The organism is Diaphorobacter sp. ED-3 (genome assembly GCF_027625375.1).
GTDB classification, from domain to species: Bacteria; Pseudomonadota; Gammaproteobacteria; order Burkholderiales; family Burkholderiaceae_C; genus Diaphorobacter; species Diaphorobacter nitroreducens.
Genome location: NZ_CP115182.1, coordinates 2,568,931 through 2,586,104, shown reverse-complemented (window position 1 = coordinate 2,586,104; position 17,174 = coordinate 2,568,931). Strand labels below are relative to the sequence as shown.

Annotated in this window: 12 protein-coding genes and 2 pseudogenes; 6 read left to right on the top strand and 8 right to left on the bottom strand. The window is 68.3% G+C overall.

Annotation, left to right across the window (positions count from 1 at the left end):
• Positions 1-4: 4 nt before the first annotated feature.
• The 3 genes and pseudogenes from PCQ86_RS12620 to PCQ86_RS12610 form a co-directional block, all read right to left on the bottom strand.
• Positions 5-2,174 (bottom strand): annotated as a pseudogene (locus PCQ86_RS12620) (TonB-dependent receptor).
• A 166-nt stretch (positions 2,175-2,340) separates the two neighbouring features.
• Positions 2,341-2,700, bottom strand: a complete 360-nt coding sequence (locus PCQ86_RS12615; protein ID WP_270173893.1) for a DUF2946 family protein — start codon at positions 2,698-2,700, stop codon at positions 2,341-2,343.
• A gap of 43 nt (positions 2,701-2,743) precedes the next feature.
• A complete protein-coding gene (locus PCQ86_RS12610) occupies positions 2,744-3,583 on the bottom strand; it encodes a GntR family transcriptional regulator (RefSeq protein WP_270173892.1) in 840 nt (279 codons plus the stop codon).
• Positions 3,584-3,832: 249 nt separating this feature from the next.
• Between PCQ86_RS12610 and PCQ86_RS12605 the strand changes: the two genes are divergently transcribed.
• Both PCQ86_RS12605 and dapA read left to right on the top strand, forming a co-directional pair.
• The gene (locus tag PCQ86_RS12605; RefSeq protein WP_270173891.1) at positions 3,833-7,258 is read left to right on the top strand and encodes an indolepyruvate ferredoxin oxidoreductase family protein; all 3,426 of its coding nucleotides are present in this window, start codon (positions 3,833-3,835) and stop codon (positions 7,256-7,258) included.
• A gap of 120 nt (positions 7,259-7,378) precedes the next feature.
• Positions 7,379-8,290, top strand: a complete 912-nt coding sequence (gene dapA, locus PCQ86_RS12600; protein ID WP_270173890.1) for a 4-hydroxy-tetrahydrodipicolinate synthase — start codon at positions 7,379-7,381, stop codon at positions 8,288-8,290.
• 22 nt (positions 8,291-8,312) lie between these two features.
• On the opposite strand, the gene PCQ86_RS12595 is transcribed toward dapA, so the two are convergent.
• The gene (locus PCQ86_RS12595; protein WP_270173889.1) at positions 8,313-8,855 is read right to left on the bottom strand and encodes an Ldh family oxidoreductase; all 543 of its coding nucleotides are present in this window, start codon (positions 8,853-8,855) and stop codon (positions 8,313-8,315) included.
• A 241-nt stretch (positions 8,856-9,096) separates the two neighbouring features.
• On the opposite strand from PCQ86_RS12595, the gene PCQ86_RS12590 reads away from it, so the two are divergent.
• Together PCQ86_RS12590 and bla are read left to right on the top strand one after the other, a co-directional pair.
• Positions 9,097-9,435: a hypothetical protein gene (locus PCQ86_RS12590; RefSeq protein ID WP_103738332.1), complete on the top strand. Its 339-nt coding sequence runs from the start codon at positions 9,097-9,099 to the stop codon at positions 9,433-9,435.
• Between the two features lie 239 nt (positions 9,436-9,674).
• Positions 9,675-10,296, top strand: a pseudogene (gene bla, locus PCQ86_RS19790) (class A beta-lactamase); the annotation flags it as partial.
• On the opposite strand, the gene argA reads toward bla, so the two are convergent.
• A complete protein-coding gene (argA, locus tag PCQ86_RS12575; RefSeq protein ID WP_270173888.1) occupies positions 10,283-11,629 on the bottom strand; it encodes an amino-acid N-acetyltransferase in 1,347 nt (448 codons plus the stop codon). The pseudogene bla and the gene argA overlap by 14 nt on opposite strands.
• A gap of 286 nt (positions 11,630-11,915) precedes the next feature.
• The gene (locus PCQ86_RS12570; RefSeq protein WP_103738334.1) at positions 11,916-13,064 is read right to left on the bottom strand and encodes an acyltransferase family protein; all 1,149 of its coding nucleotides are present in this window, start codon (positions 13,062-13,064) and stop codon (positions 11,916-11,918) included.
• A gap of 561 nt (positions 13,065-13,625) precedes the next feature.
• Between PCQ86_RS12570 and PCQ86_RS12565 the strand changes: the two genes are divergently transcribed.
• Positions 13,626-14,600 (top strand): Bug family tripartite tricarboxylate transporter substrate binding protein, encoded by a 975-nt coding sequence (locus PCQ86_RS12565; protein WP_103738335.1) that lies wholly within the window; start codon positions 13,626-13,628, stop codon positions 14,598-14,600.
• A gap of 99 nt (positions 14,601-14,699) precedes the next feature.
• Here PCQ86_RS12565 and PCQ86_RS12560 read toward each other — a convergent pair whose 3' ends face one another.
• A complete protein-coding gene (locus tag PCQ86_RS12560; RefSeq protein WP_172206726.1) occupies positions 14,700-15,305 on the bottom strand; it encodes a class I SAM-dependent methyltransferase in 606 nt (201 codons plus the stop codon).
• Positions 15,306-15,474: 169 nt separating this feature from the next.
• On the opposite strand from PCQ86_RS12560, the gene PCQ86_RS12555 reads away from it, so the two are divergent.
• Positions 15,475-15,822: an ankyrin repeat domain-containing protein gene (locus PCQ86_RS12555; protein WP_103738341.1), complete on the top strand. Its 348-nt coding sequence runs from the start codon at positions 15,475-15,477 to the stop codon at positions 15,820-15,822.
• An 81-nt stretch (positions 15,823-15,903) separates the two neighbouring features.
• Here PCQ86_RS12555 and PCQ86_RS12550 read toward each other — a convergent pair whose 3' ends face one another.
• Complete coding sequence (locus PCQ86_RS12550) at positions 15,904-17,112, bottom strand: MFS transporter (RefSeq protein ID WP_270173887.1); 1,209 nt, start codon at positions 17,110-17,112, stop codon at positions 15,904-15,906.
• Positions 17,113-17,174: the final 62 nt, after the last annotated feature.

Genomic DNA, 17,174 nt, shown 5'->3' with positions numbered 1-17,174 from the left:
TGCTTCAGAAAGCCACGTGCAGCGCTACGTCCAGCGTGCGCGGCGCGCCGAGGTAGGCCTGGCTGCCTACGTTGGCCGCATATACGCGGTCGGTGGCATTGCGCACGCGGCCCGAGAGGGTGGTCGTGGGGTTCAGCTTCCACGCCAGGCCCAGGTCCAGCAGCGTGTAGGAAGGCCACCATTGGGTGTTGGCGGCGTCGGCATATACCTTGCCCACGTGGCGCACGCCCGCGCTGGCCTGCAGCGTGGGCGTGAGCGCGTACGCCAGCCAGAGGTTGGCCACCGTCGCCGGGGTGTTCGTGGGGGTCTTGCCCGCCAGCGACACGCCGCCCTGCACGAACTGCTCGTACTGCGCATCCACATGCGTGAGGTTGGCCTGCACCTGCCAGCGCGGCGACGGGCGCAGGCCCACGGCGATCTCGGCGCCGCGCGCCGACTGCTCGCCCACGAGCACGGTCACGCCGGGACGGTCGGGGTCCTGCGTGGCGATGTTGCTGCGTGTGATCGTGTAGAGCGCCAGCGTGGCAGTGCCCTTGCCGTCCCAGAAGTCGAGCTTGCCGCCCACCTCGGCCTGGCGGCCGCTTGTGAGGCGGCTGTTGTTGATCACGTCCGCGAACGAGGCGGTGGACAGGACGCCCGACGGCGGGTCGGCCGCCGTCGCGTACTGGGCGTAGAGGTTGGCACCGGGCACGATGTCCCACACCAGGCCCATGCGCCCCGTCGTCGGCTGGTAGCTGCGGCTGAACGTGGCGGGCAGGGCGGCCGTCACGGCGCGGCGGTTGGTCAGGTCCAGCGAGATGCGCTCGTGCCGCAGCGCCGTCACCAGGTGCAGCGTGGGCACGAGGGCCTTGCGGTTCTCCAGGTACACGGCGGCGGTGGTCGCCTTGTTGGTGCGATCGGCGTGGAAGCCCGGGGCCATGCCGGGAATGTCGAAGAAGCGCTCCACCACCGGGTCATACGGATCGGTGGTGTTCACCGTGCCGGACAGGCTGTTGGGAAAGCGCGTTTGCCGGTTCACGTTCACGTCCAGGCCGAAGGCCCAGTCGCTGCGCCGGCCCAGCAGCGTGCCCTGTTGGCGGCCCTCCAGGCGTTCGCCGACCGCCTGGTGGTCGTGGCGTTGCAGGAGGACGCCACTGCGCGCCACCTGCGTGTTGGCGGCATTGAAGCGGTAGGTTTCCACGTTGCGGTAGTCGCGCAGCGCGTCGTAGGCGTACAGCGTGTTGGTGAGCTGCAGCGTGGGCGTGGCCTGCCATTGGGTGACCGAGCGCAGCCACTGCACGCGCTGGGCGTACAGGCCGTCCGTGCTGTTGTAGTTCTGAAAGCGCGTGCCAGGGTCCACACCCAGCCGGCCCACCGCAGGCGTGCGCAGCGGCGTGCCCCAGTAGGGGCGGTCCACATGCTCATGCTGCCATTCGTAGGCCAGCAGATGTGTCGCGCCGCCGCCCAGATCGGACAGCAGCGAAGCCGCCAGCTGGGTGGCGCGCGTTTCGGTGCCGCGCACCCAGCTGCCGGCATCGCGGTGGTTGAAGTCCAGGCGCGCATGGTGGCGCGCGGGCGTGTCATCGCTGACGCCCAGGCGCCGGTTCAGTCCCAGTGAGACCTCCTTGAGGCCGTAGGCTCCCACGCGCACCTGCCCTTCGGCAAAGTCCGAGCGCTCGGGTGTCTTGGTGAGGTAGTTGATCGACCCGCCGACCGCACCGGAGCCGAACAGGAAGCTCGACGGCCCGCCGATGGCCTCCACGCGGTCGTAGATCCAGCTGTCCACGGGCCGCGCGGCGATCGAGTACTGCACGTTGATGCCGTTGAACAGCTGGGCGATGGAGCCGCTGCTGAAGCCCCGGTAGCTCACGCCGATGTTGCCCGGCGCATCATGTGCCGTCACGCCGGCGATGGCGCGCAAGGCCTCTTGCGTGTTCTGGGCGCCGCGCGCTTCGATGGTGCTGTGGTCCACCACGGTGACGCTGGCGGGCGTCTCGCGCGGGGTCAGGCCCAGGCGGCTGCCGGTCTCCACCGGCGTGTCCAGCGGCAGCAGGCCGGGGGGCCTGGGTGGCGTCGCTTACCTCCACGGTGGGCAGGGTGGGCGTCAGCGGGTCGGCGGATTGGGCGGAGGCGGCACCGGCCAGCGCGGCCAAGGTGAACGCGCCGGCGCTCTGGCGTATGTCGATACGGAACATGCGTGAAAACTCTCTCGGTCTCTGCGGAAGAACGGCCGACGAGTGCAGCGCGCCGCCCCAGTGGTGTGCGGGGGGTGGTGCTGTCTCGTGCGGCAAGGCACACCCAGTGCGTGGGCGTGGCAAGGGCCGCTTGGGGAGCCAGCAGGCTCCTTGCGGCCCGGCAGGGTCAGAGAGTCGAGGGAGGGCCGCGCGCCGGCAGCGGCGCGGCGGTGGCCGCGGCAATGCGCGCCGCCTCGATGGGTTGCAGCGCATGGGCCAAAGGTGGAGGCGGCTCGACCAACGCGGTTTCGGGGGCGGGCGGTGCGCCTGCGGGCGCGCACAAGGGGCAGTCCATACCGGACGCGCCCAGGGCGCCCACACTGTCGTCGTCCGCCTGGACCATCAGCATCACCGCGCCCGAGGCCGAGCACACCAGCTGCAGGGACTGTGGATGCACCAGCGGCGAGGCGACGGCCACGCCCAGCGACGCCAGGAACCAGCCCAGCACCCAGGTGCGCAGTGTGAGCGGGAGGCGTGGCCAGTTCATGGCCGCGATTATGCCCAGCAGTACCGGGTGGCAGCGCCGCCGTTCAAGGCGTCGTGCCTTTCGCGGTTCTGGGGGCCGCTTTACGCGGAGGGGCCTTTTTCTCTTTATGGGTGGGAAGGTCTGCTGATAGCTCAGGGGCGGCCGCCGCGGGGCGGGAGGTCCAGGCCTGATCGTGCAGGAAGAACTTGGCCACCATTTCCTTGGTGATCTGCACGGCGCGCTTGAGGCTGAGGTCAATGTGCTCGGTCAGTGCCAGCAGTGCTGGCTCCAGCTTGCGGGCCTGCAGCAGGTCCAGTAGCTGGGCGTGGGCGTTGAAGGCGCGCGTGTTCCAGTCCGACTGCTCCAGGTCGATGTGGCGGGCCACGTGGATGCGGCGGGTGACCTGCTCCAGGAACTGGCTCAGCTCGCGGTTGTGCGACAGGGCCGTGAGGCGGCGGTGGAACTCCTCGTCGGCCAGCAGCAGGTCACCGATGGACATGCCCGAGGCCTCGGCCATCACGCCCTCCCAATAGCTGCGCAGGCTGTCAATCTCGGCGTCGGTGGCGTTGTGCACGGCCAGGAAGAGGGCGCGGCGCTCCAGCGCGATGCGCACCTGGTAGAGGTTGTACAGCTCCTCCACGCTGATGGCCTTGCGAAAGAAACCCTTGTTCATCACGAAGTCGAGGAAGCCCTCGGCCACCAGGCGGTTCAGCGCCTCGCGCAGCGGCGGGCGGCTGATGTCGAACTCGCGGCCCAGCGCCTGCTCGTTGATGCGCGCGCCGGGGCGGAAGTCGTAGTTCATGGCGCGCTCGCGCAGCTCCAGGTACAGGCGCTCCACGCTGCTGGCGTCGCGTGTCTGGGGCACGTGCGTGCCTTCTTTGCTGGTTTTCTTCTTGACGGCCATGGGTGCTAATGAAGCAGTAGGCCCGCCGCAAGCGCTGCGCCGGGACATAAAAAAAGGTTGGGTGAAACTCATTCTAGGCCTTGCATTGCCGGCGGCAGAACGTGTTCCACATAGGAGACGCTATTTTATTGACTTATGTCTTCATAAGTGTCTACACTTTGTGTAAAGACTGGTTCCGGTGCGGGGCAGTGACCTTGAAGCCGCGCGGGCCGGGCTGGCCAACCTATTACAGGCAAGGAGATATTCGGGATGAGCGATCTGAGCGTCGGCAGCAGCCTGCGGGCCGTGGGCCTGGAAGACAAGTACACCGCCACGCAGGGCACGGTCTATCTGACCGGCGTGCAGGCCCTGGTGCGCCTGCCCATGATGCAAAAGCGCCGCGACCGCGCGGCAGGCCTCAACACCGCCGGCTATATCACCGGCTACCGGGGCTCGCCCCTGGGCACCTTCGATGATCAGCTGGTCAAGGCGCGCAAACACCTGCAGGCGCATGACGTGGTGTTCGTGCCCGGCGTGAACGAGGATCTGGCCGCCACGGCCGTCTGGGGCAGCCAGATGGCCGAGATTGGCGGGGAAGGGCGCTTCGACGGCGTGTTCTCCATCTGGTACGGCAAGGGGCCGGGCGTGGACCGCTCGGGCGACGCCTTCCGCCACGGCAACCTGGCGGGCAGCTCGAGGAACGGCGGCGTGCTGGTGCTGATGGGCGACGACCACACCTGCGAATCGTCCACCACCTGCCACCAGAGCGAGTTCGCGCTGGTGGACGCGCAGATGCCCATCCTCTCGCCCGCGGGCGTGCCGGAGCTGATCGAGTACGGCCTTTACGGCTGGGCGCTGTCGCGCTACTCGGGCTGCTGGGTGGGCATGAAGTGCATCAAGGACACGGCCGATGCCTCGGGCTCGGTGGAGGTGGACGAGGCCGGCCCGGCCTTTACGCTGCCCGAGCTGCCGGACGCGCCGGCGGACGGTCTGAACATCCGCCTGCCCGACACCCCGCACGCGCAGGAATTCCGTCTGGTCAACCACAAGCTGGCGGCGGTGCAGGCCTTCGCGCAGGCCAACCGCATCGACCGCGTGGCGTTCGGGCGGCGCGAGGGCGCGCGCATCGGCATCGTCACCTCGGGCAAGAGCTGGCTGGACCTGCGCCAGGCCCTTGCCGATCTGGGTATCGACGAGGCGCGCGCACAGGCGCTGGGTCTGGTGGTCTACAAGGTCGGCATGGTCTGGCCGCTGGAGCCCCGCGGCATCGCCGAGTTCGCGCTGGGCCTGGACAAGGTCATCGTCATCGAGGAAAAGCGCTCGCTGCTGGAGGCGCAGCTCAAGGACATCCTCTACGGCCAGGAGGGCGCCCCGCAGGTCATCGGCAAGAAGGACGAGCGCGGCGCCAAGCTGCTGCGCGTGGAGATGGCGCTGGACGCCGCCATGATCGCCCAGGTGCTGGGCCACCGCCTGGCCGAGATCGACCCGGCGCTGCTGGACGTGACCCACGCTCTGGCGCGGCGCAAGCCCGTGCTGGGCGCGGTGGACGTCATGGCGCGCAGTTTTTACTTCTGTGCCGGCTGCCCGCACAACACCTCCACGCGCATCCCCGAAGGCAGCCGCGGTTACGCCGGCATCGGCTGCTCGTGGATGGCGCAGAGCATGGACCGCGGCACGCTGGGCTACACCCAGATGGGTGCCGAGGGCATGGCCTGGGTGGGCGAGGCGCCGTTTTCCAAGCGCGCGCACATGTTCCAGAACATGGGCGACGGCACCTACTTCCACTCCGGCATGCTGGCCATCCGCGCTGCCGTTGCGGCCAAGACGAACATCACCTTCAAGGTGCTCTACAACGACGCCGTGGCCATGACCGGCGGCCAGCGTCACGACGGCCCGCTGGACCCCGTGCGCATCACCCAGCAGGTGCATGCGGAAGGCGTGGCGCGCATCGCCGTGGTCACGGACGAGCCCGGCAAGTACGACGGCGTGACCGGCTGGGCGCCGGGCGTCACCATCCACCACCGCGACGAGCTGGACGAGGTGCAGCGCCAGCTGCGCGAGGTGGCCGGTACCAGCGTGCTGGTCTACGACCAGACCTGCGCCGCCGAGAAGCGCCGCCGGCGCAAGCGCGGCGAGTTTCCCGACCCCGACATGCGCCTGGTCATCAACGAGGCCGTGTGCGAGGGCTGCGGCGACTGCGGCGCCAAGTCCAACTGCGTGGCCGTGGTGCCGGTGGAGACGGAGTTCGGCCGCAAGCGCGCCATCGACCAGTCGGCTTGCAACAAGGATTTCTCCTGCCTCAAGGGCTTTTGCCCCAGCTTCGTCACCGTGCGCGGCGGCCAACTGAAGAAGGGCGTGGCCGCGGGCAAGGAGGTGCTGGACGCGCCGCTGCCCGATCCCCAGCTGCCCGACCTGGCGCAGGGCGTGTACAGCCTCATCATCACCGGCGTGGGCGGCACGGGCGTGGTCACCATCGGAGCGCTGCTGGGCATGGCCGCGCACCTGGAGGGCAAGGGCGTGGGCGTGCTGGACATGGCGGGCCTGGCGCAAAAGGGCGGCTCGGTGTGGACGCACATGCGCTTCGGCGCCACGCCGCAGGCGATTGCCGCCGTGCGCGTGGCCCCCGGCGGGGCCGATGCGCTGATCGGCTGCGACCTGGTGGTGGCCGCGGCCAGCAACACCCTGACCATGACGCGCAAGGGCGCCACCCGCGCCATCGTGAACACGCAAGAGGTCATGCCGGGCGCCTTCACGCAGAACCCGGACCTGCAGTTCCCCGGCAACCCGCTGGTCAAGACCATCGTGCGCGCCCTGGGCGAGGGCAACGTGGAGCAGGTGGACGCGGGCCGCCTGGCGCTGGCCCTGTGCGGCGACGCCATCGCCACCAACCTGTTCATGCTGGGCGCCGCCTACCAGCGCGGCCTGGTGCCGGTGAGCGCCCAGGCCATCGAGCGCGCCATCGAGCTCAACGGCGCGGCCGTGAAGATGAACATCGCCGCCTTCCGCTGGGGCCGCCGTCATGCGGTCGATCCGCAGGGCGTGGCGGCCAGCGCCGGCGCGGCGCCGCGCCAGCAGGCGGCCACCCTGGACGAGGCCGTGCAGCGGCGCGTGGATTTCCTCACCGGCTACCAGAACGCCGCCTACGCCGCGCGCTTCAAGGCGCTGGTGGATGCGGTGCGCACGCACGAAGCGCGTGTCTGGCCCGGCCAGGAGCAGCTGACGAGCGCCGTGTCGCAGAGCTTTTTCAAGCTCATGGCCTACAAGGACGAGTACGAGGTGGCGCGCCTGTACGCCGCGCCCGCATTCCGCGCGCAGATCGCCGCGCAGTTCGAGGGCGCGCCGCGCCTGTCCTTCAACCTCGCGCCGCCCTTGCTGGGCCAGAAGAAGCGCGAGTTCGGCGCCTGGATGCTGCCCGCCTTCGGCGTGCTGGCGCGCCTGAAATTCCTGCGCGGCACGGCGCTCGACCCCTTCGGCCGCACCGAGGAGCGCCGCCACGAGCGCGCCATGGTGGACGCCTTCGAATCCCTAGTGCAGCGCCTGCTGCAGGAGGCGCGGCCCGACCAGCACGAACTGGCCGTGCAGATCGCCCAGGCGCCCATGAAGGTGCGCGGCTACGGCCACGTGAAGGAGGCCGCGCGCACCGCCTACGAGGCCGAGCTGGAGCTGCTGCTGCAGCGCCTGCGCAGCAACGCCTGAGCATCAAACTTCATAGCTGCTGGCGCTTGATCTGCAAAGGTTTCGCATGGTTTTCATGATGAAAGAATTTCAGCTAAAGCGCTGGCAGCTCCTGTTTTCATAGCATCAACCGGAACCCCCATGCCCACACCGCCCGCCGCCGGCGCGCGCCCGGCCCTGCCTCGAGGCAGCCTGGTGGCACTGCTCACGCCCTTCACCGAAGACCTGCGCATCGACCTGCCGGCGCTGCGCCGCCTGATCGACTGGCATGTCGCCGCCGGTACGGCGGGCATCGTCATCGCCGGCACCACGGGCGAATGCGCCACGCTGTCGCACACCGAGCACCGCGAGCTGCTGGCCGCCGCCGTGCAGCACGCAGCGGGCCGCACCCACGTCATGGCCGGCGTGGGCGCCAATTCGACGGCCGAGGCGGTGGCGCTGGCGCGCTTTGCCCAGGAGTGCGGCGCGGATTCGCTGCTCAGCGTCGTGCCCTACTACAACAAGCCCACGCAGCAGGGGCTGGTGGCGCACTTCACCGCCCAGGCCGACGCCGCCGCGCTGCCGCTGGTGCTCTACAACGTGCCCGGTCGCACCGTCATCGATCTGCAGGTGGGCACCGTGGCCGCGCTGGCGCGGCACCCGCGCATCGTGGGCATCAAGGATGCGACGGGCGACATGGCCCGCGCGGCCGACGTGGCCCAGGCCGTGCCGCCGGGCTTCGCGCAGTACAGCGGCGACGACTTCACCTGCCTGCCCTACCTGGCGCTGGGCGGGCAGGGCGTGATCTCGGTGCTGGCCAACGTCCTGCCGGCCGAGGTGGCCGCGCTGTGCGCCCACATGGACGCCGGCCGGCTGCACGAGGCGCGTGCGCTGTTCGCGCGCCTGCTGCCGCTCACGCGCGCGCTGTTCATGGAAAGCAGCCCCGGCCCGGCCAAGTACGCGGCGCAGTTGCGCGGCCTGTGCGGCGGCGGGCTGCGCCTGCCGATGTGCGAGGTGTCATCCGCCACGGCGTCGGCGGTGCGCGCCGCGCTGCAGGCCTGGCCGGCTGCCTGATCGCGCTACCAAAAAATAGCTGTCAGCGATTGATGGGAAAGCGCTGTAGGCGTTTCCCTTCAAGCCGCCGACCTGCCAAACGCTGCGGTTCGGCCCAGGTGCCGACCGGCAGCGCCACGCCCTCCTGCAGCAAGCGTTCGCGCTGGCGGTAGCGGCGCTCACCCGGCTGGCGGGTCTGGCCCGCTCCTCCCAGGGCGCGCCAGGGTTTCGCAGCGCTCGGCGATGGCATGGCGCGCAGCGATCTGACTTCGCCAGGGGCGATGGCGCTGGTCGCCAGGTCGAACACCAGCGGGTCGTGCCCGGCGCGCGGCGCGGCAAAGGCAGTGGGGTTGGTACCGAACAGCGCCTGGGTGCCGCCGCTGGGCACCACGCAGGCCATGCTGTTGACCAGAGCCAGCGCCACCAAGCCGTCGCGCGCCAGGGGCTCCACGTCGGGCCACAGGGCGGCGAAGTGGCGCGAATTGCGGACGGCCAGCAGTGCGATGCCGTTGGCGCGTGCCTTGGCCATCAGCGCCGGGTAGGCCGCCTGCCAGGCTGGCTGGGCGAAGCCGTTGCCCGCATCCATGGCCAGGTAGTCGGGACACTATGGCTGTGCGAGCCGAGGGGCCTAAGACGAACAACAGCGGTACCAGGAACCCGCGTGACTTTTCTATGCATCCGTGAAAACCAGAACTTCATCACGTTGTCTGTTTTTGGGTAACTGTCTACACTTGTATAGTCAGATTGGTGAATGCTAATAGACACACCTTCTGGCCGCAGCTTATTTAGCGCGTCAAGCTTTTCAACCCCAATCCAAGGAGACAAACATGGCCGGTGTTGGTAGTGAGAAACTTTTCGAAAACGACAAGGTGATCGTGTGGAACTTCGAGTTGAAGCCAGGTGAGCAGACCCCGATCCATACGCATGAGCATTCATACGTGTGGTATTCCATCCAGGGGACGGATCTGCAGGTGTTCGATGAGCATGGAAACGATCTGGGGACTCTGGAGGTCCCTACCGGGGCGGTCTATTCACTGAAGGTGGAGGACGGGTTTATCGAGGTGATGTCTGAGATTTGCAAGGGCGTCAAGATCCCTGCCAAGCACAGCGCCAAGAATGCCGGCACCACGCATTACCGTGAGATCCTCGTCGAATACAAAACTTGAGCTTCAGCGCTTGAGTTCTCCCTGAATGCGAGCTCCGGCACGGTGTGGCATCAGGCAGCCAGCCGGAATCGACGGCCCCGTCCAACGTCCATGGCATTGTTTTTAGCCGCGCCATAGGCCCTGTGTGCGGCGGGGCCGCGTCAGCCGCCCGGTGTTGTCTCGCGCAGCAGCCAGGCGCGGAACGCCTGCAGCGCCGCTGTGGGCGGGCGCGACTTGAGACGGAATAGCCAGTACTGCCGGACGCGGAGCGCAAGAGCCTGGACGCGCGCGTGGGTTTCGGCCGAGGCGACCTGGTGGAATATTCGCCGCGGACCGAGCCGCATGCAGACCGGGAGGGCATGACGGTGGCCGAGCTGTGCGAAGCCACCATGGTGCTGAGCGACAACACCGCGGCCAACCTGCTGCTGCGCCGGCAGGGCGGGCCTGACGGCGTGGCTTCGGGGGCTGGGCGACACACACACGCGCCTGGACCGCACAGAACCCGCGCTGAACGACGTGCCGCCCGGCGAAGTGCGCGACACGACCACGCCGCTGACCATGCTGTGCACCGTGCAAATGCTGGTAATGGGCGAGGCGCTGGCGCCGCCATCGCGCGCGCAACTGCAGGCTTGGCTGCTGGGCAACCTTACGGGCGACAAGCGCTTGCGCGCCGGCATGCCGCCCGGCTGGCGGGTCGGGGAAAAGACCGGCACCGCCGAGGGCACGGCCAACGACGTGGGCGTGGTGCGGCCAGCGCCGGGGCAGGGCGCGCCGGCCGTGGTGGCCTGCTACCTGGCCGAGTGCCCGGTCGCGCCCGCGCAGCGCGACGTGGCCATCGCGCAGGTAGGGCGGCTCGCCACAGCTTGGCTCAGAGCTTCTTGACCAGCACCTGGCTCTTGCGGTCCCAGTTGTACTTGCGCTTGCGTGCGTCGGGCAGCCAGTCTGGGTCCACGGGCGAAAAGCCCCGCTTGATGAACCAGTGCATGGTGCGCGTGGTCAGCACAAAGATGCTGGACAGGCCCAGCATGCGCGCGCGCTGCTCGATGCGCTTGAGCAGCTTCTCGCCGTCGCCGGTGCCCTGGCTTTGCGGGGACACGGTGACGGCGGCCATCTCGGCCGTGCCGGCCTCCGGGTAGGGGTAGAGCGCGGCGCAGCCGAAGATCACGCCGTCGTGCTCGATCACGGTGTAGGCGGCGATGTCGCGCTCGATCTCGGTGCGGTCGCGCTTGACCAGCGTGCCGTCGCGCTCGAACGGCTCGATGAGCTGGATGATGCCGCCCACATCGTCGATGGTGGCTTCGCGCAGCTCTTCCAGCTTTTCGTCGATGACCATGGTGCCGATGCCGTCGTGCACGTAGATCTCCAGCAGCAGCGCGCCGTCCACCGCGAACGGCAGGATGTGGCTGCGCTCCACGCCGTGCTCGCAGGCCGTCACGCAATGCTGCAGGTAAAAGCCCACGTCGGTCGGCTGCTGCGCGGGCGGCAACTGGGCCAGCAGCTGGCGCGCTGCGGCCAGGGGAAGTTCGGTGTCGATGGGGTTGTCCTCGGCTTCGGGTTCCAGCGGCTGGATGCGGATGCCCGGCACTTCGGTCAGGAACAGCAGCTTGTCTGCCTTGAGCTCGGTGGCCACGCGTGTGGCGACTTCCTCCATGGCCAGGTTGAAAGCCTCGCCCGTGGGCGAGAAGCCGAAGGGCGAGATGAGCACCATGGCATCGGACTCCAGCGTGCGGCGAATGCCCTCGACGTCCACCTTGCGCACCAGGCCGGAGTGCTGGAAATCTACGCCATCGACGATGCCCACGGGTCGTGCCGTCAGGAAGTTGCCCGAGATCACGCGCACGCGCGAGCCCGCCATGGGCGTGTTGGGCAGGCCCTGGCTGAAGGCGGCCTCGATCTCATAGCGCAGCTGGCCCGCGGCCTCCTGGGCGCAGTCCAGCGCCACGGAATCGGTCACGCGCATGCCGTGCGAGTAGCGCGGGGCGTGCCCCTTGGCGTGCAGCTGTTCGTTGACCTGCGGGCGAAAGCCATGCACCAACACGATCTTCACGCCCATGGCCTGGATCATCGCCAGGTCCTGCACGATGCTCTGCAGCTTGCCCGCGGCGATGGCCTCACCCGTCAGGCCCACCACGAAGGTCTGGTGCCGGAACTTGTGGATGTACGGCGCCACGGACCTGAACCAGGGAACGAAGGTGAAGTTGAAGACCGTGGACATGGGCGGTGCGTCAAAGGGTTGGCGGTGGAGCGGTGAAAAGAGGGGCGGAGACGAAAAGCGCTCGCGGCTCCCGTGCGCCTGTACCAGGGCAGGGGCGCCAGCACGCGCAGGCCGCAGTGTAGCGGGCTGCGCGCCGTGCCGCGGGCAGCGCGGGGAGGGAGGAGGAATGCTCCTTAAATAATAGCTGCCAGCGCTTGATTGTGATGGTTTCTGAAGTGTTTTCTTCTGAAATCCACCGTGGGGAAAGCGTGGGCAGCTATTTAAATAATAGCTGCCAACCCGGCCATCAGCGTCCGCCGCGCGCCGACAGCGCCAGCGAACCACGTGCGGCAGCCGGCCGCGCCGTCCGCACGGGGGCCGGCTTGCGCTGGGCGGGGCGGGCATCGCGCCAGCGCATGGCCCAGCGTTCCACGGTGTAGTACGACAGCGCCGCCAGTGCCGCCGAGATCAGGAAGCCCAGCACCACCACGGCCGGCCACGGCAGGTCGGCGCGCAGGTAGCGCACCACGGGGTAGTGCCACAGGTAGATGCCGTACGACAGCTTGCCCACCAGCATCAGGGCCGGTGCACTCAGCATCTGGTGCAGCGCGCCGCGGTGCTGCTGCACCGCCAGTAGTACCACCAGGGCGGCGCATTCCACCACCGTCATGCCCCAGAGCATGGCGTTCATGTCGTCCCAGGACTGGGCCATCAGCAGCGGCACGGCCAGCACCACCCACATGAAATGGTGCAGCCGCTGGCGCAGCGCCTGGAACCAGGCGGGTTGCTCGTGCAGCAGCGTAGCCAGCAGGCTGCCGGCCAGCAGGCCCGTGGCGCGGGTGTCGAAGCGGAAGAAAATCTCGTAGAACTGCTGGCCCTGCGCCACCCACAGCACGCGCCAGGCCCACGCCAGCACCAGCAGTCCCAGCACCGGGCGCCACAGCGCGCCGCGCGGCGTAAAACGCGCCAACACCACCAGGAGCGGTGGCCAGACCAGATAGAAGTGCTCTTCCACCGACAGCGACCACATGTGCAGCAGCGTGTCGGGGCTGTCGAAGAAGGCGATGCCGTAGTCGGCCAGGTACAACAGGGACACCAGCGCGTCGGAATACACGTCCGTGAGGTCCGGCCACAGCAGCGGCGCGAACACGCAGTACGCCCCCAGGAACAGCGCCAGCGCCGGCATCAGGCGGAAGAAGCGGCGGCGGTAAAAACGCCAGTAGTCCAGCCGGCCGTTGCTTTGCAGTTCCTGCAGCAGCAACGAGGTGATCAGGAAACCGCTGAGCACGAAGAACAGGTCCACCCCGTAGAACGCGCCGTCGAACAGTGGCGCATGGGCGTGCGACAGGATCACCAGCAGGATCGCCACGCCGCGCAGTCCGTCCAGTGCGCTGTTGTAGGCCAGGCTCGGCGCGCGGCCGTCATGGCTGAGGGGGTTCACCCGGGGGTTGTCCATTTTGTCTGCCAAAACGCGGCACCTCCATTGCTGGGCAGGCCTGGCGCCCGCCGTGTTCATCACCAATCACATCCCGACCCGGAATGGGCTTGTCGCCAGTCCAATGCGCTGCCCAGGCCGTGCCTGGCCGCATTGCGCTGGCTGGGAGTGGTCGACACTGCCAGCCGTCCCTCGGGACGGCGCGGCACCCTTCGCTCCTGTGTCGGTAAGGCAGGCCGAGAAAGCGGTCCTGCGGTCGTGGGCACGCGCTGCGTGCCGCGCCGGATCTGCGCCCGGCCGTCGGATTCTAGGGGCCGTCCACAGGAGGCGGGTTACCAAATGTCGCTACCAATTCAGGGTGATGACTTTCGTGCGGGTGCGAAGTTCCGCTGCAAGCAACCGTGGCGTGACCGCGGGCACGCGGGGCCCATGGCGGAGACGGTGAAATTGTCTTTCCGGTTACCATCAAAGGGTTAACCCTGATGATGCGTTCGCCCCAGCGGACGCTTTTTCTTTTCTGCAAGCGGCCCTTCGCGGGCCTCGTACACCGGCCCCACAAGGGCCCTCACTGAAGGAGAGCTTATGTTCCGCAGAACCGTTCTTGCCGCTGGCGCAGTCCTGGCCCTGGCCGCAGGCGCACCCACGATGGCGCTGGCCAAGGATGCCTGGCCGGTCAAGACCATCACGCTGGTGCAGCCCTACGCACCCGGCGGCACCAGCGACATGCTGGCGCGCATCATCGCCAACGAGCTGGAAAAGCGCATCACTGCCAGCGTGATCGTGGAAAGCAAGGCCGGTGCCAACGGCAACATCGCCACCGCCTACGTGAGCCGCGCCAAGCCCGACGGCGGCACCTTCCTGGTGGGCTCCAGCAGCCCGGTGGTGATTTCGCCCACGCTGTACAAGAACGTGCCCTACGACCCGGTGAAGGACCTCACGCCCATCACCCCGCTGGCCAAGGCGCCGTTCCTGCTGGTCACGGGCGCCAACTCGGGCATCAACTCGGTGGACGAGCTGCTCAAGCTCATCAAGGCCGACAAGATCAACTTCGGCTCGGCCGGCGCGGGCTCGCCCCAGCACATGATCGTGGAGATGTTCCACATGCAGGCCAAGGCCAAGACCATGCACGTGCCCTACAAGGGCTCCGCGCCGCTGGTGCTGGCCGTGATGTCCAACGAAGTGCAGTACGCCATCGACAACCCCGTGCCGCTCAAGCCGCAGATCGAGGCCGGCAAGATCAAGGCGCTGGCCATCACCAGCAAGACCGCCTCGCCCAAGTTCCCGGGCGTGAAGCCGCTGGCGGAGCAGGGCTTTCCCGGCTTCGAGGCCGAGCCCTGGTACGGCATGATCGGCTCCAAGGGCCTGCCCCAGGACCTGGCCGAGCGCATGAACAAATATGTGCGTGAGATCCTGGCCCAGGAGAATGTGAAGCAGAAAATCTCCGACCTGGGCGCCGAGGCCTATGGCCTGAGCACGGCCGACTTTGCCAAGCTGATCGCCGCCGACATTCAGAAGTGGGGTGCTGCGGTCAAGGCATCGGGTGCTACGGCGGACTAAACGCATGCAATAGGTGACAAAAAAGGCCGTGAGGATTCACGGCCTTTTTTGCGTCTGACGCCCACCGGTCAAGCGCGGGCAGCTATCAATCAATGAGCGCTACTGTCCCGGGGCCTCCAGGGCGAACAGCGGCACCTGCGCCTGGCGGCTGAGCCACAGGCCGCCGCCCATGTCGATGAAGTGCCGCGCGAGGCCGCGGCGGTACAGCGACGCGCGGTGGCGGTACAGGCGCGGGTCGGTCAGGTCTTCGTCGATGATGTCGCGCTCGTAGTCCTCGCGCGTGACGGCCTCCAGGTACAGCGCGCCGCGGCACAGGCGCCCCAGGTTGTCCAGCGCCCGCGCCAGGTCCTGCGTGCCCAGGTAAGGCAGCACGCCCTGGCAGATGACGAAGTCGAAAGGCTCGCGCGCCGTGTAGTCCACCACCGAGCCGCGCTCCCACCCAAAACGCTCGCACAGGTAGGGGCTGTATTCCACGCCCTGGTAGAGCGCGCCGGGCAGGTGGTGCTGCACCATGTCCCGCCACAGGCCGATGCCGCAGCCCACGTCCAGCACCCGTGCCACGGGCACGCGCAGGTAGTGCAGATAGCTGCAGACGAAGCTGCCCAGCCGCTGCGCATGGCCGGGGTCCACCACGCTGGTTTTCTTGTCGAAGTAGTAGCGCTGGTAGTACGCCTCGTCAAACCACTGCTCACACGCCGATTGCACGCATGCTCCTGAAGAAGGCGGCGCCGGGCTGGTACCGCTCTCCGGGAGTATGGACCAGTCCATCGCGATGGCGGGCGGTTGCCATGGGGGGCCCCCCGGTGTGCCACGCGTACTGCGGCGTCTATATTGCGCGGCAGTGCCGTATGAGAACCCGATGAAAGGAGCGCCCATGTCCGCCGGAGACTGGAAAGACCTGTACGCCGCCGCCTCCACGGGGGATCTGGCCCGGGTGCGCTATCACATCAGCGCGGGCGTGGATCCCAACTACCAGCACCCCGAGGTGCTGTGCACGCCGCTCGTCGCCAGCCTGGTGCAGGGCCACGATGCGGTGGCGCGCTACCTGCTGGAGCACGGGGCGGACCCGCACCTGCTGTCGGAGTTCGACGGGCTCACGCCGCTGCAGGCTGCGCTGCGCCATGGCCGCGGTGAGCTGGCCGCACTGCTGCGCAGCCGGGGTGCGCGCGACGTGCCGCCGCCCAGGCGCGTGGCAGCGTGGCGGCGCTGGCTGCCGTTGTAGCGCACGGGGCGTAGCGTCAAGGCATTTTTTGTGCTGTAGCGCTTACTGATAAAGCGCTGGCAGCTATAAAAAAAGGAGTAATCAGCCTTGGGTAGCGGCCCCGCGGCGCTGGCGCAGGCTCTGCCAGCCCAGCAGCGCCAGCACCACCGCCACCATGGGCAGCATGCCGGCGTTGATGCCGCCCCAGCCGACGCTGTGCAGCAACTGGCCCGAGCCGAAGGACGCCACGGCCACGGTGCCGAAGACCAGGAAGTCGTTCAGCGTCTGCACCTTGGCACGCTCGGACGGGCGGTGGCAGTCGGCCAGCAGGGCCGTGGCGCCGATGAAGCCGAAGTTCCAGCCCACGCCCAGCAGCACCAGAGCGCCCCAGAAATGGGTGAGCGCCAGTCCCATCAGCGCCAGCAGGCCCGACGCGGCAATCAGCACCAGCCCCAGGTCCGTTACGGCGCGCTTGCCCCAACGGGCGATCAGACGGCCGGTGAAGAAGCTGGGTGCGAACATGGCGAGCACATGCCACTGGATGCCCAGGGCGGCTTCGCCCACGCTGTGGCCGCAGCCCACCATGGCCATGGGAGCGGCCGTCATCAGAAAGGCCATCAGCCCATAGCTCACCACGCCCGCGATCGCCGCCACGATGAACTGCGGCGTGCGCGCGATCTGCGACAGCGGCCGCGCGCCATGCGACTCGGCACGCGGCGGCGCGGGCGGCAGGCGCAGGGCCAGCAGCAGGGGCAACGCCAGCAGCGCAAGCGCGGCCTGGCTGTAGAAACTGCCGGCGAACGGCGTGGCGGGCAGGCTGTCGCGCGTCCAGATCACCACCTGCGGGCCAATGATGGCCGCGATCAGCCCGCCCACCATGACCCGCGATATGGCGCTGGCGTGCCGCGTGGTGGTGTCGCCCACCGCGTCGATCGCGGCGAAGCGGTAGCTCTGCACGCAGGCGCCGTAGAAGCCCGCCAGCGTCGTGCCCAGGCAGAACAGCAGGAAGTCCGACTGGCTGATGCCCCAGGCCGCGATCAAGCCCGACAGCACGCCCAGCACCGCGCCCAGCAGATAGGCCGTGCGGCGGCCCGTGCGGTGCATGAGCCATGCCGCGGGCAGGGTAGAGAGGGCCAGGCCCAGCTGGTACAGGCTCACGGGCAGCGTGCTGGCGGTAGGCGTGCTCGACAGCATCTGGCCCACCAAGCCCCCGAGCGAAATGATGATGGGGGGCGAGGCGCCACCCAATGACTGGGCGGCGACCAGCAGGCCAAGATTGCGGCGTTCAAGAGCGGTGGAAGAGGTCTTCATGGGCGGGAGGCGGCGAACAGGACACCTATTGTCTTCGCTGGATGTACGGTTCCGGGATAGAC